Source organism: Psychrobacter sp. M17(2026) (genome assembly GCF_055699815.1).
This window is the reverse complement of sequence record NZ_CM146741.1, coordinates 1,054,501-1,069,174: the sequence shown is the minus strand read 5'-3', so window position 1 is coordinate 1,069,174 and position 14,674 is coordinate 1,054,501. Positions and strand designations below refer to the sequence as shown.

The window sequence follows — 14,674 nt, the reverse complement described above, 5'->3', positions numbered from 1 at the left end:
GCTGTTGCTATTATAGACTGCATAAAATAAGCGATGCAAAAAAGAGATGTAAAATGGGCTTATAAAACTCATTTACAAAAAAAACTGGCACTCTAACAAATAGCTCTTGTGAGAGGATGCCAGCTCTTATATGGCTAGTGACTTAATAAGCAAAAAAGCTGCTTACACTTCCATCAGATCACTTTCTTTTTTACTTAGACGACTATCGATCGTTTCGATGTACTTATCGGTAATCTTTTGGATCTCATCGCTTGCGCGGCGCTCATCGTCCTCTGATATCTCTTTTTCTTTGGCTAAGTCCTTGATATCGTTCATCATATCACGACGCACATTACGAATAGAAACACGACTGTTTTCAGCTTCACCACGTGCCAGCTTTTGCATATCGCGACGGGTCTCTTCAGTCAGTGATGGCATCGGTACACGAATTACATCAGCGGTCATGGGATTAAGGCCCAAATCAGCTTCGCGAATGGCTTTATCGACCGCTTGTACCATAGTACGATCGAACGGCTGGACTAGCAGGGTGCGCGAGTCTTCGACGTTGACGCTAGCAACCTGATTCAACGGGGTCGCCGCACCATAATAGCTGACCATAATACCTGACAACATACCAGGATGGGCGCGACCTGTGCGAACTTTACTAAAGGTACTCTCGAGCGCCTCTAGCGTTTTTTGCATCCGCGCTTCGCCTTCTTGCTTTATCTCTTTGATCATGGTTCTATCCTTATCGATAATATATTTTATTATTGGTTGTTAACGGTTAACTATATATAGTTGGCGCTGTCATCTTTTAATCATTCTGTATGATGATGCTGTTTAATGATAGACCCTTGTGCCTTCGTTTTCGCCCATAACCACATTTAATAACGCATTGGGTTTGGTCATATCGAACACTTGCAGTGGCACATTATGCTCACGGCATAAAGCGATAGCCGTTAAATCCATGACCCCAAGCTTTTGCTCTAATACTTCATCAAAGGTTAAGCCATCATATTTGACCGCATCGCTATGTAAGCTTGGGTCTTTATCATAGACACCATCGACTTTGGTCGCTTTTAGGATCAAACCCGCTTCAATCTCAATGCCACGCAAACACGCTGCGGTATCCGTAGTAAAGAACGGATTACCTGTACCTGCCACAAAAATACAGACTTCACCATTTTTGAGGTGGCGAATAGCATTACGGCTACTATAGCTTTCAGTCACCTCGCCAATCGGTAACGCTGACATCAAGCGCGTCTTAATATTGCGGCGCTCCAAAGCATCACGCATAGCAAGGCCATTCATGACCGTCGCAAGCATACCCATCTGATCGCCTGTGACGCGCCCAACCAAACCTTCTTTTTGCAACTGTGCGCCGCGGTACAAGTTACCACCACCGACGACGATACCGACTTGTACACCAAGACCGCGCAGATGGGCAATAGATAAACTCATTTTGTCCAATACTTCGCTGTCAATGCCCATATCTTTGCCACCAGCCAAAGCCTCACCTGACAGCTTAAGCAAAATGCGCGAGTAACGAGGGTTTTTGTCAGACATAAGAGCACCTTTTATGAGTAATATGTTATTAATAATATGAGTAAACCGTAGCGTTATTATTAAACGCCGATATTATAATAATGAAGAGTAGAGCGTAAAAACAAATTGCGCTAATTGTAGCAAAAACTACTAGGGCGTGTCATTAATTAGGTTATGAGGGTAAAAATGAGATAGATTTTTGTCAATCAAGATAAATTTTGCAGAGAATATGAACATATTGTCTAGAAATTTATAAAGAGTGGCGGAAATATAGCCATTTTTAACCCATAAAATATAAATGTTTTAATTGATGATACGCCCTAGCTATTGGGCAATTTTCATCTACTCTATTTGCCCATTATTTTTTGCTTATTTGAATGACTATTTAACCTTGATAGCTGGCAAATAGATCATACTCGCTAGCGTCATCAATGATAACCGTGATGAATTGCCCGACTTTTACAGTAGGACCATTACCACCAACATTAATATCATCAACATAGACATGACCATCAATCTCTGGTGCATCAGCGTAGCTACGACAGATAGCGATGTTCTCTTCCATGTCTATCTCATCGACTAGTACTGTCATCGTTTTGCCGATTTTTTCTTGCAGCTTTTGCGCGGAGATATCCTGTTGCAATGCCATAAAGCGCTCATAGCGCTCTTGTTTTACCGCCTCAGGTACTGGATTAGGCAAGTCATTAGCGACTGCGCCTTCAACCTCTGAATAAGTAAACGCGCCAACGCGGTCAAGACGTGCTTCAACCAGCCAGTCAAGCAACAATTGAAAGTCTTCTTCCGTTTCACCAGGAAAACCAACCACAAAGGTCGAGCGAATCACAATATCAGGACATATTTCACGCCATGCTTTGATACGCTCTAGCGTGTTTTCACTATGCGCAGGTCGCTTCATCGCTTTGAGAACGCTGTGGCTGGCATGTTGAAAAGGAATATCCAAATAAGGCAGTAGCTTGCCCGCGCCCATTAATGCGACAACTTTGTCGACATGCGGATAAGGATAGACATAATGCAGGCGCACCCAAATACCTAAGTCGTTAAGCGCTTGACACATGTCATAGAATTTTGACTTAAGCGGCATGCCATTCCAAAAGCTAGTCTTATACTTTAGATCTAAGCCATAAGCTGAGGTGTCTTGTGAGATAATGAGTAGCTCCTTAACTCCAGCGTTTTTTAGCGCTAGCGCCTCATTCATCACACTATCAATTGGACGCGAGACTAAATCGCCGCGCATACTGGGGATAATGCAAAAAGTGCAGCGATGATTGCAGCCCTCTGATATCTTAAGATAAGCGTAATGGCTTGGGGTTAGTTTAATACCCGCCTCGTTGATCAGATCAATTTTAGGATTATATTTATCATTCAACTCACGCTCAGGCTTGGGCACATGTAATGCAACGGCTCTAATGACTTCATCGTACGCATGAGCACCTGTCACTGCGAGCACTGCTGGATGCATCGCGCGAATTTTGTCTGCCTCTTTCCCCAAGCAGCCCGTGACGATGACTTTACCGTTTTTGCTAATCGCCTCGCCAATAGCGTCCAGTGACTCCTGTACTGCCGACTCAATAAAGCCGCAGGTATTGACCACGACTAAATCTGCGCCTTCATAATCACTGGCGACTTGATAACCATCACGGCTCAGCTCTGTGATAATACGCTCACTATCTACCAAAGCCTTTGGGCAGCCTAATGATACAAAACCAATCTTTGGCGCTGTGGTCGGGGCACTAGCCGTCGCAGTGTTGCCTGCACTGCTTTGAGCAATACTACGGTTCTCATTATGATTGGCTTTATGGTGATAAGGCTGGCTTGGCGCTTGTTGAATAGGTTCTGAGCTTTGGGCAGGATTAAATACGGTTACCGCATCTTTTACTGTCTGCATGCTTGATGGATCATTGGTTGAGACGATATTGGCTGATGGGCTAGAAGTTTTGGACATAGCTGACCTTGCTTGAGATAAAATGGCTGTGCGCATTGTACGTTTTTTTTATACTTACCGCTAGTTTTGCCGTGCTATGCTCATGATTTATAGTTAAATAACAGTTAAATAATAATACCTTACCTCACTTTTACTTCACTCTTGTCTTATTTGGGCCTTTATAATGACTACTCAAACAGATGCTGCTACAACGCTTCCTGATTTAACCTTTCTCTCACAGCATTTATTTACCGCTATTTTGTGGGTCGATGAGTCGCTACAGATAAGATGGCTAAACACGCAAGCCGAGCAGTTATTAACCATTAGTCGCGCCCGTCTATTGAATCAGTCTATTTTGACTTTATTAGCTCCTAATGAGACAGGTGATAAAAATAATCATGTTGTTAATCACCCTATTAATAATATCTATTCGCTAACAGAGCGCTTTGCTCATGCTCGCCTGTATCAGCAGCCCTTTGTCGATCATGATCACAGTATCCATCCACAAGCGCTGGGTAGCTCTAGCAAAAGCGCTGCCATATTAGTCGATTATAGCGTGACGCCAGTTATCCAGCAGCATCAGATCTATTATATTATTGAGATGTGGGGCAAGGATCGACAAAGTCGTATCTCAAAGGAGCAGCAGCAAGAGCAGCAATATGATATCGCCCGTCATATGCTACGGTCGGTGGCTCATGAGGTCAAAAACCCTTTGGCAGGTATTCGCGGCGCCGCACAGCTGCTACAAAGACAACTGGCAAAGCTAAACGCTGTCACTTACCAAGCAGCTGACCAAGTCGCCGCGCAAGATTCTGTAAAAAATTCCTCAGAATATGAGACCAATACTGCATCAACCACTCAAAAGATGCTAACTTATACCGATATTATCATCTCTGAAACCGATCGATTAACTCAGCTGATTGGACAGCTATTGGGCTCTAATCAGCTCCCCAATTGGCAAACATTAAATATTCACCAAATCCTTGAGCAAGTACTGACGTTGGTGATGAGCCAATATTCACAAGTAACATTGCAACGTGACTATGATTTATCTTTGCCAGAGATAGAAGCGGATAAAGATCAGTTAATCCAAGTATTTTTGAATTTACTAAATAATGCTTGTGAGTCGATGGTAGAGCATCAGCAAGCGCTATCAAATAACGCGGCTATTGAAGCTATTAAAGATAGAGACGACAATCAAATAGATAATTTACAAAAGCAACAAGGTCAAAAGTTAAATAGCAATGACAAGTTTTTTAAGCCTGTATTATTTATCCAAACACGGATTGCCTTTCAGCATACTATTGGCGGTCAGCAACATAAGCAAGTATTGCAAGTTACTATTACCGATAATGGTAGCGGTATTGACCCTAAGCTCATTGAGCAGATATTCTTTCCGATGGTAAGTAGTCGAGCGACAGGGACAGGTTTGGGCTTGTCTATAGTGCAAGATATCGTCAGCCGCCACCATGGTAGGATAGAGGTCAGCTCCACTAAAACGCCTAACAACGGTAAAAACAGTAATCAAACTAGCTTTACAGTATATCTGCCCTTTAACCAGCCTAATATTGCAACTTGATCTTCAATGACGATAGCGATTTATCCGTTCTAAAAACAGAGCAGCGCTAAAAATATAAAATAACGAGTATAATAAATTTATGAGCAACGTTGATGATAAAGGGAATAAAGTGTCCGATAACCCAACTGCCAATGGCGTAGATACTAGTGATATAGCCACTCTATGGCTGATAGATGATGATGCCGCATTGCGTTTAGTACTCGCTGATACTTTTACCGATGCTGATTTGAACGTAGTGAGCTTTACTCAAGCACAAGCAGCTTGGACGCGTCTGAACGATGTTTTGCAGGAGCAAGAGAGCCGCTCTGTTTTGCCTGATGTTATCTTAACCGATATCCGTATGCCAATGATGGATGGTCTGTCCTTTAGCGACTGGGTACACAAGCATTTTGCTGATATTCCTATTATTATCATGACCGCACACTCCGATATTACCTCAGCAATAGATAGCTACCAGACAGGCGCATTTGACTATCTGCCCAAGCCTTTTGATTTGGATGATGCCGTAGCTGTTATTTATAAAGCGATCAACTATCAACCCGCAACACCTAGCCTCGATGTAGCAAATAATAAAGCACAGGCGGTTAAGAGCACAGAGCGAGCCAATACTACACCAGCTACAGCAGCGTTATTGCCTACAGTGAAAGCAACTGTAAAACCAAAGACTCAGGTTAAAGAAGAGGTTAGCGCTAATGATGCCTCTATAAAACAGCCGAACAATAATCCTAGTGGCATTATCGGTCAGTCGCAGGCGATGCAAGATGTCTTTCGCGCGATCGGGCGCTTAGCTCACTCCCCTATTACCGTGCTTATTACGGGAGAATCAGGCACAGGCAAAGAACTGGTTGCCAGCGCCTTGCATCAACATTCACCGCGTGCCAAGCACTCTTTCATTGCACTGAATATGGCAGCTATCCCGCATGATTTAATTGAATCTGAGCTATTTGGTCATGAAAAAGGCGCGTTTACAGGCGCGACGACGATGCGTCAAGGTCGCTTTGAGCAAGCAGATGGTGGGACGCTGTTTTTAGATGAGATTGGTGATATGCCGTTTAGCACGCAAACGCGATTGCTGAGAGTACTAGCTAACGGTGAGTTTTACCGCGTCGGTGGTCAGCAGCCTGTCAAAGTCGATGTGCGTATTATTGCCGCCACTCATCAAAACCTTGAGCATCTCGTGCAGCAAGGCAAGTTTCGCGAAGATTTATTTTACCGGCTTAACGTCATTCGTCTGCCATTACCACCGTTACGCGATCGCCGTGAAGATATTGCTGAGCTTACCAGCCACTTTATGCACCGTGCTAGTAAACAAATGAATACTACGCCTAAACAGCTACATCCCGATGCTATGCGCGTGATGCAAAACTTTGCTTGGCGTGGCAATATTCGTCAATTAGAGAACGTTTGTCTTTGGCTAACCGTAATGACCACAGGCGACATGGTATTGGTTGAAGATTTACCACCGGAGCTATTAACTACGATTGATGAGTCATTGCCCCAGATGACTGCTACTTATAACGATAACAATAGCGACAACAATCCTAGCCCCCAGCTCAGTCTACAAAACATTTCAGTTGCATCTGACTCTACTGCGACTAGCTGGCAAGAGGCACTTGCCAAATGGGCAACGCTGTCACTACAAGCGGGCAAAACCGATATTCTACAGACTGCTACTCCTGAGTTTGAACGTATTTTACTTAACGCCGCGCTTACCCATAGCGGAGGTAAGAAAAACACTGCTGCGACATTACTTGGCTGGGGACGCAATACGTTAACGCGTAAATTATCTTTGTTAGAGGACGACTCTCAAAAATTACTATAGCGTCGCCACTAATAGAGTTAAAGGAACTAGGGTTAAAACGGGTCGAATCGAAATGACTGAGCGTATGATAATCATACCTAGCGATCAATAAAGATGGATATATAAATAGAACGTTATAACGCTAAAATACAGGCTATTAAAAAATATTTAATTTAATTCAAAAAAGGGCTTGCCAAATCATTTAAACTCTATATAATAGCCAACCACTGAGACGCACTACCGAATCAGTTATCTATCTGCTTGGCATTTGATTTTGGATGTTAACGATGATAGAGTTTGGATAATGGGGCTGTGGCGGAATTGGTAGACGCACCAGATTTAGGTTCTGGCGCCGCAAGGTGTGAGAGTTCGAGTCTCTCCAGCCCCACCATTTTCGGATAGTACATCTTAGCTTATATTGAAAAGATAAGATTAAAAATTAGCCTGCTTATTAGCAGGTTTTTTTGTGTCTGATTTTTGGATAGCCTCTTATCTGCATCATATTTAGGCAGGTTTAGCACTGATAAACTCAGCACTCATAAACTGTGCCATACTACTTGCCAGGTCTATAGACCACAAAACCTCTAGGTGGAAATGATGAATAAAGGATTTTGGCTAACGGCAGGCTTGCTAGTACTATTAGCGTTTGGGCTTTATGGACTGCGTAGTCTGTACGATCCAGCTATCACAGCAGAGACTAATACTGCTGGGATGAGTGTAGATACCGACGAAAACAATAAGATTATGATGAATCTTGAGAAGTTTAGTGGCTATCATAATGATGCGGAAATACTATCAAAAGAATTAGTAATCTTAAAAACCGATACCGAAAGAGCCATTGCGAACAAAGACCCAAAATTAGTAGGCATTGCTGCCAACAATATCTATAGAGTTCTGGATAATGTGAGCGTCAATCGTATACCTACTATCGAACCCTTTGAGGTCTGCGATGAGGCTTTAGATACCTTGAGTCTCTATGCGATAAGCGCTAAAGCCTATTATGCTAATACGAATAAGACAACCTTAAAAGATATTAATGACTTAAAGACGCAGTTTGATACTAAGTTTGCACAGTGCCAAAGTATCGTCAACGACAAGCCTGTCGAAGCACTTTATCAAGATTATCAATAATTACTACTACTAACTGGCAAAAAACTTCAAATCGCTTATAACATCACTTATATCTTTATAACGACTTTCAATTCGTTTTGCTAAAGTTTTATTAATAATAGCTTGATAATCACGATACTGGCTAGGTAATTTAGCAATAGGCTGCTGGCAATGCTGAGTCGCCCAATCAAGCATTGCGTCGTCACTTGTCTTTGCTCTCTTAAACGGTCTATCCCTTGTCAAAATCTCGTACACCATAATTCCAAAAGCATAAATATCGCTTTGCTGAGTTGGTGTGTGTCCTTGCCAGCGCTCAGGCGCAAGATAGGCGGGCGTGCCAGCAAGATTACTATCGTTTTTAAAGTTATCTATACGCTGCGCCACAGCAAAATCTGTCAGTAATAAATTAGGCGTTGAATCAACGTTGTCGTCAGTTAGACTAGAGCCAATCAAAAAGTTGCTAGGCTTTATATCGTTATGTAGCCAGCCTTGGCTGTGTAGATCAGCTATTAACTGCGCCGCTTGCATAATATAATGCTGCTTTTGCTGGCAGGTTAATAGCTGACGATTGGTAGCGTTAAGCTGACGCGCTAGAGCGCCTAATGGATAGTAAGGCATGATTAGAAGGGTTAGCTGGTAATTTTTGTTTAATATTTTTATAATCAAGCTCTTGTCAGTTAGCAGTTGTGGCGCAATAATTATAGAAGCTTGCGCTTTAGCTTGAGAACCATTCAGCGCTTTTAGCACCTTTATTTCATGACCTAAACTCGTTAGATCATAATAGATATTTGCGCTTGTTTCCCACTTAATCATAACTTGACCAAGCTGACTGTGCCGCGCCTTTGTTAACCCTTGAAAGCTAATATCTTGATGGCTAGTATCTTGATGACTGATACGTTGATGCGTTATCTCTTTATAATCTAAATTTGAAAAGGCAGCCGTCAATATTGGCAATAGCTGTGTAGCTTGTGTTTGTAGCGCTTGTTTTGTTGGATAATTAATGGCATTATTTTTCATAATCAGTATACCTTTAGCTTATCCTATGTAGTAGCATAATCACCACCGTTACACGTCCATTAAACTTAGATAGAGTTATTATGCCTGAATCAACTGACGACTTTAAATCACCTAATCCCTATTGCTCTTCCTATGCACTACCCGAGCCTTTATTAGATTTATTGAGCCAGTATTTGCATCAGCAAGTCACCCCTACTATTCAGATAGATCCTGAGCAGTTGGCTTATCGCTGGGTTGGCGGGTCTACAGGCCACCTGCAACCTCTGACCGTTAATCTATTTTTAAGCTTAGATGACCTGCATGGGATTGACACCCAAAAGGCTAAGCTGATTCAGAACACGCGGCAGTTCCTAAAGGGTTATCCGGCCAATCATGTGCTGATGACAGGGACACGCGGCGCGGGTAAATCCTCTTTGATTCGTGCTCTATTGCAATCCTATCATAGCGAGGGTCTGCGGGTTATTGAGATTGCCCGTGATGACTTGCTAGTGCTTGATAAGGTTCGCGCGGCTATTAATGAATTGCCAAACGACTCCAACTGTCGCTATGTCGTGTATTGCGATGACTTGTCATTTAATGGGCAAGATGAGAGCTATCGTACCTTGAAAAGTGTACTTGATGGTGCACTTGACTCTGAGCAGGACAAACTACTAGTCTATGCGACCAGCAATCGTCGTCACCTGCTACCGCAAATGATGAAAGACAATCTCAATATTTATAATGGTCAGACTGATGAAGTTAATCCGTATGAGACTATCGATGAAACCGTGTCCTTATCGGATCGCTTTGGGCTTTGGTTATCCTTTGGGCCAATGGATCAAACCGCTTACCTGCATATCGTCCAGCATTATTTAAGTATACAGCTTGAGCAGCTATCAGGATCTGATAGCTATCCTATTAAGAATCAAGATATTAGCAATAAAGTGATTGATGATGGCGAGCTGGCAAGTCAAATCAGATCGGAGGCTTTGCGTTGGGCGTCAGAGCGTGGTGGACGCTCTGGTCGTATCGCTTATCAGTTTAGCCGTTATTGGAGTGGTAAGATGCAATTGGCGGCGGAAGATAGTGAGCTTTAAGGGAGAGCAGACCCTAAGAACTCTACTTCGTTATCAACCTTACTTTCTAATGTTGATGACTTACCCTTAACTAAATACTGCGCAAAGTCTTCTGCTAGCCAAAGATTACCTTGATAAGCACTTTGAGCATCAATACGGATATCGCTCATATTTGCTGTGCTGCTATCAGGGTCATCATAGCTCTGGTAACGCGCGCTAAAATGCGTCAAGATCAAATTATTAAGCCCAATATCTTGCGCAAACTGACCAACTAACTGAGCGCTGCTATGCATCGGGTCAAAACCAGCTTCAGTATCAGGATCACTATCAGCGTCAAAGTCAGAATTTTGGGTCTGGATGCGGCTTTGAATTTTAGCCAATACCTCAGCGGTATAAGTCGCTTCATGTACTAATAGATCCGTATCTTGCAAAGCACCTACTAGACACGTAGGCGTGTCATTATCACCTGCCACTACGACACGCGCCCGCAGCTGCTCATTATGTACATAATCCGCTGATAGTAGGTGTTTACCTTCTTGAGTAGTGACATCCTCACCCTGCTGTAGCTTGCCCCATAACTGGCTTGGCGCAATATTTTCGGCTTTTAACTTGGCGGTATCTAGACGTCGATGGCTGATGGTCTGGGTGATACCAAAAGCATGGGAGGGCACTCTGTGCGACAGCTTAGTCACATCAATAGTGAGCTGTTGCTGCTTATCCAGTTCAAGGGTTATATCTGTTTTTGCTTTTTCTTGCTCAGATAATACATCCTCTACCGCTATAAAGTTAATAGTGTAAGAAAAGTGTAATTCAGTTGTGAGCATTATCGCATCAAGCAAGGTAGCAATAGCTTTTGGTGCGATAATAGTCAGTGACTCAGTACGTCCAGACATAGCCGCGCTAGCCAGCAGTCCTGGCAGACCATAGCAGTGATCGCCATGCACATGAGTGATACAGATCGCAACCAGCTGATGTAATGATAGCTTAGTATGTAACAATTGCTGCTGCGTGCCCTCTCCACAATCTATTAGCAGCCAAGGACGCGACTTGTTGTTATGTTGTTTAGCACTTGCTAGATAGAGATTTAGACATTCAATAGCCAATGCTGTGACATTGCGCTGTTTGGTCGGCACACCAGCTGATGTGCCCAAAAAGGTCAGTTGTAACATGGCTGATCTCTAGTAATAGCTGACTGATGAATAAACGTATTAATTGTTTTTTATCGTTGTAAATAACGAAAACTTAAGACAATTCGCAAAGTAACGTTTTCTCGCCCTCAGTGACTTGGCCCCCACTAGCGTAGCACTGTTTCACCATGTTTGACTCATGGGACTTCCAGCCGCCATAAAAGCTTGCCACACAAAGTAGCGCTACTAGTAGCTTTTGTGCCCAAGCTTTTGGCGATATATCTTTAAGATTGGGTTCAGCGCTATTTTTGAGAGGTCGATCATTTGGGTCAGTCATTTGCTTACCTTTTTATAGTACTATTTATGCTAAATAAAATTATTCTAAATGGCACTGTATTATAACCAAAAAAACAATAGGGCCTCAAAACTATCGTCATTGAGACCCTATTGCCTTAGTAAAAAGAAAAGCAAAAGCATAGGCTATTTTAAATGAATAGCTTGAGAATTAGCCTAAAACTTCACTCGTCCACCCTTTTCTACTGCTCGCTTAAAAGCTTCTCTTTCCTCACAGCGTTTAAGCCAGTTCAACACATTAACATATTTTACTTTATCTAAGCCCTTGCCAGCATTTGCACCGACGACAGCGATGTGCATTTGAATATCAGCAGCGCTAAACTCACTACCTGCAAACCAATGATCGTCTTGCAATTGCTCCTCCATCATATTGAGCATCGTGGTCAAGCTGCTACTGATCATGCTGTTTTCAACTTGCTTGCGAATACCCTTGCTGATTGGCTTGATCAACATCGGTGAGCGCTCAACGACTTTAGTAAATACTAAACGCATCACCAACAGCGGCATGACTGACGCTTCAGAGAAATGCATCCAAAAAGTATAATTCTCCCAAGCTGATTCATCACTATCAGCAGGCTTAAACTCATGCGCTTGATCATAATGCTTAAGCAAATACTCAATGATAAAACCAGATTCTACTAATGGGCGTCCGTCTGCTTCTAGTATCGGAGCATGACCGAGTGGATGAATTTGTTTTAGACTTTTAGGCGCAAGATGGGCTTTGGTACGATTATAAGCGGTCAGTTTATAATCAGCGTTTAGCTCCTCTAATAACCAAAGAATACGAAATGAGCGTGAGTTTTCTAAATGATGCAAATGTAACATGGACTATCCTATTGTTAAGCCATAATTAATGGTAATAATATAAGAGTATGATAAAACTTATCCGTATAAAAATGCCATAGATAAAAATATTATTAATAATAACCTAGCTGCTAGTGCTTTAAAACTGCCTAGTAGCGCGTCTGTTACGAAAAACAATATCTATAGGGTCAACTCTGAATATTCTAGAGTCAAACTAAGGTTTATATAACATTCTTCTTATACTTACCCTTAATTTTATGCAATGTTTATGCCATCACTATCTTTAACTTTAACGCTAGCTCTAACATTGCAATGAACAGAGGTTACTTGGAATGCAACTGGTCAATTTTGCGATTCATTTTATTAATCTTAGATTGATAGCGTCTAATTTTACGAAAGCGTCGCGCAACTAATATGCCCTCGATACGGTGATTTTTGAGACGACGATGTAGCGGGAAGCTGTTAATCTGTGGCTCATGGTAACCTTGCAGACGATTCTCACGCTTGTTATTAACATAGCCTAATGCACTATCAGCAACCATAATAAACAGCGCTAGCATAATCATGGCATACATAAATAAAGAGCCACCCTCATCGAGGTTCTGACTCAAAATAGTGATCGAGAATACAAAGAGCAGCATAGGCTCGACATAGCTTAGCGCGCCAAATAAAGACACGGGCAGCTTACGACTGGCAACCATCGTCAGCGACATAGCAATGGCACTAAAAGCACCAAGCAGCGGCAGCAGATACCACAATTTGGCATTTTGCACGGCCAAACTGATACCGCCGCTTACAAAAAGCACGATAATAACTATCGGTGTTAGCAATATCAAATCTGATAGCAAGCCTGTGATAGGCGGCACAGCAAGCTTTCGACGCATCAAATAATAAGGCGGATAGCCCAAGCAAACAAATAACGTCACCCAGGAGATGTGCCCATATTGAAAGATGTCATAGCCTATCCCTAGCGCGGCAAAAAATACAGCGATCCACTGAAACACGCTAACCGGCTCTTTATAAAAAAATCGTCCCACTATAATCATCACCAGCGGCAATAAAAAATAGCCCAAAGTCACATCTAGAGCAAAATCATTGACTGGCCCCCACATAAATAACCAAATCTGTCCCCCTAAAATCGGTGTCGGCAAAATAAACCATAACCATTCTTTTGGTGTTTTTAGGGTCTTTAGATAACTAAAAACATGTTGCCACTGCTTAGTGACACTGACTAACAGCATAATACTAATCAGCATAATCAGTACGCGCCACGAGGCAACTTGTGTACCAGATAATGGCTGCATAAATAGGCCGAATAAAAACATCAGCGCGAATAAAAAACTCGATGCTACTGATGCGACAGTGCCCTGCATAGTTTGGTTAGAAGTGAGCATAACAAAGGCCTTACAAATTGAACTGACAAAAAATACCGCTAAGAGATATAAGAATATTTTGGATTTATAAATAAAGCAAAAATTACAAAAGCCTCCAACGATAATGTCAAAGGCTTTTTTTTAGAACTTTAAGACTTAGTAAACTAGATTTACAATAAGATGATTAAAAGAGAAACGATTAAAACAGCAGTAACCCGTCTCTTTTATATAAACTAGAATTTTTAGTTTTAGAGAGTAATATATTAAAGAGTTATGTGACCACCCTTTTTTTCAGCGCGCTTAAAGGCTGTGCGCTGCTGACAACGTTTGAGCCAATTCATGACATTAATATAATCGCCACTACCTAGCGGTGTACGAGACTTGGCAGCAACAGCCACAAAATACATCTGAATGTCAGCAGCGCTAAAGCTCTCTCCTGCAAACCATAGATTGTCTGCTAGATGCTGCTCTATGAGTGCCAACATAGCTAAGATATTGTCAGCAATATAACTTTTTTCGACTCTTCTGCGCATAAATTTGACGGCAGGCTTAATAAGAAAAGGCGTTCTGTCCACAATCTTATTAAAGACTAAGCGTATGACCAAAGGCGGCATCGCTTTAGCCTCTGAATAATGCAGCCAAAAAGTATAATACTCCCAAGCAAGCTCATCGTTATCAGCAGGCTTAAACCGTTGCTGTTCGTCATAATGCTTGAGCAGGTATTCAATAATAAAACCAGACTCAAGCAAACAGCGACCGTCAACCTCTAATATCGGTGCATGCCCTAGCGGATGAACCTTCTTTAGGCTATCAGGTGCCAAATAGGCTTTAGTACGTTTATAACGAGTCAGCTCATAATCTATTTTCAGCTCTTCTAATAGCCATAAAATACGAAATGAGCGTGAGTTTTCTAAATGATGCAAATGTAACATGACTTATCCTAACTTAGAATTACTGCAAAGCTTAAAATTACCGTAAAGCTTAAAAT

General features: G+C 42.1%; 13 protein-coding genes and 1 tRNA gene. 5 read left to right on the top strand and 9 right to left on the bottom strand.

Going from position 1 to position 14,674, the window contains the following annotated elements; genetic code table 11:
- Positions 1–162 precede the first annotated feature (162 nt).
- The 3 genes from frr to rimO all read right to left on the bottom strand — a co-directional run bounded on the left by frr (position 163) and on the right by rimO (position 3,487).
- Complete coding sequence (gene frr, locus ACR63T_RS04535) at positions 163–717, bottom strand: ribosome recycling factor (protein WP_201572671.1); 555 nt, start codon at positions 715–717, stop codon at positions 163–165.
- Positions 718–819: 102 nt separating this feature from the next.
- The gene (pyrH, locus tag ACR63T_RS04530; protein WP_201572669.1) at positions 820–1,545 is read right to left on the bottom strand and encodes a UMP kinase; all 726 of its coding nucleotides are present in this window, start codon (positions 1,543–1,545) and stop codon (positions 820–822) included.
- A 364-nt stretch (positions 1,546–1,909) separates the two neighbouring features.
- Positions 1,910–3,487 (bottom strand): 30S ribosomal protein S12 methylthiotransferase RimO, encoded by a 1,578-nt coding sequence (gene rimO / locus ACR63T_RS04525; protein ID WP_472784908.1) that lies wholly within the window; start codon positions 3,485–3,487, stop codon positions 1,910–1,912.
- Between the two features lie 163 nt (positions 3,488–3,650).
- Between rimO and ACR63T_RS04520 the strand changes: the two genes are divergently transcribed.
- The 4 genes from ACR63T_RS04520 (at position 3,651) to ACR63T_RS04505 (ending at position 7,977) form a co-directional block, all read left to right on the top strand.
- A complete protein-coding gene (locus tag ACR63T_RS04520; protein ID WP_472784907.1) occupies positions 3,651–5,045 on the top strand; it encodes a two-component system sensor histidine kinase NtrB in 1,395 nt (464 codons plus the stop codon).
- 79 nt (positions 5,046–5,124) lie between these two features.
- Complete coding sequence (locus ACR63T_RS04515; protein ID WP_472784906.1) at positions 5,125–6,867, top strand: sigma 54-interacting transcriptional regulator; 1,743 nt, start codon at positions 5,125–5,127, stop codon at positions 6,865–6,867.
- A 285-nt stretch (positions 6,868–7,152) separates the two neighbouring features.
- Positions 7,153–7,237, top strand: a tRNA-Leu gene (locus tag ACR63T_RS04510).
- Positions 7,238–7,440: 203 nt separating this feature from the next.
- A complete protein-coding gene (locus tag ACR63T_RS04505) occupies positions 7,441–7,977 on the top strand; it encodes a hypothetical protein (protein WP_305899878.1) in 537 nt (178 codons plus the stop codon).
- 9 nt (positions 7,978–7,986) lie between these two features.
- Here the strand turns inward: ACR63T_RS04505 and ACR63T_RS04500 are convergent, their stop codons facing one another.
- Positions 7,987–8,973: a protein kinase domain-containing protein gene (locus ACR63T_RS04500; RefSeq protein ID WP_472784905.1), complete on the bottom strand. Its 987-nt coding sequence runs from the start codon at positions 8,971–8,973 to the stop codon at positions 7,987–7,989.
- 80 nt (positions 8,974–9,053) lie between these two features.
- On the opposite strand from ACR63T_RS04500, the gene ACR63T_RS04495 reads away from it, so the two are divergent.
- On the top strand, positions 9,054–10,049 hold the full coding sequence (locus ACR63T_RS04495; RefSeq protein WP_472784904.1) for an ATP-binding protein: 996 nt from the start codon (positions 9,054–9,056) through the stop codon (positions 10,047–10,049).
- Here ACR63T_RS04495 and ACR63T_RS04490 read toward each other — a convergent pair.
- The 5 genes from ACR63T_RS04490 to ACR63T_RS04470 form a co-directional block, all read right to left on the bottom strand.
- Positions 10,046–11,197 (bottom strand): ribonuclease Z, encoded by a 1,152-nt coding sequence (locus tag ACR63T_RS04490; RefSeq protein ID WP_472784903.1) that lies wholly within the window; start codon positions 11,195–11,197, stop codon positions 10,046–10,048. The genes ACR63T_RS04495 and ACR63T_RS04490 overlap by 4 nt on opposite strands.
- A gap of 73 nt (positions 11,198–11,270) precedes the next feature.
- Positions 11,271–11,492, bottom strand: a complete 222-nt coding sequence (locus tag ACR63T_RS04485) for a hypothetical protein (protein ID WP_201572655.1) — start codon at positions 11,490–11,492, stop codon at positions 11,271–11,273.
- A 173-nt stretch (positions 11,493–11,665) separates the two neighbouring features.
- The gene (locus ACR63T_RS04480; RefSeq protein ID WP_201572653.1) at positions 11,666–12,334 is read right to left on the bottom strand and encodes a glutathione S-transferase; all 669 of its coding nucleotides are present in this window, start codon (positions 12,332–12,334) and stop codon (positions 11,666–11,668) included.
- A 302-nt stretch (positions 12,335–12,636) separates the two neighbouring features.
- Complete coding sequence (gene rarD, locus ACR63T_RS04475) at positions 12,637–13,707, bottom strand: EamA family transporter RarD (RefSeq protein WP_305899874.1); 1,071 nt, start codon at positions 13,705–13,707, stop codon at positions 12,637–12,639.
- A 242-nt stretch (positions 13,708–13,949) separates the two neighbouring features.
- Positions 13,950–14,618 carry a glutathione S-transferase gene (locus ACR63T_RS04470; RefSeq protein WP_472784902.1) on the bottom strand — a complete coding sequence of 223 codons (669 nt, stop codon included), beginning with the start codon at positions 14,616–14,618 and terminating at the stop codon, positions 13,950–13,952.
- Positions 14,619–14,674 lie beyond the last annotated feature (56 nt).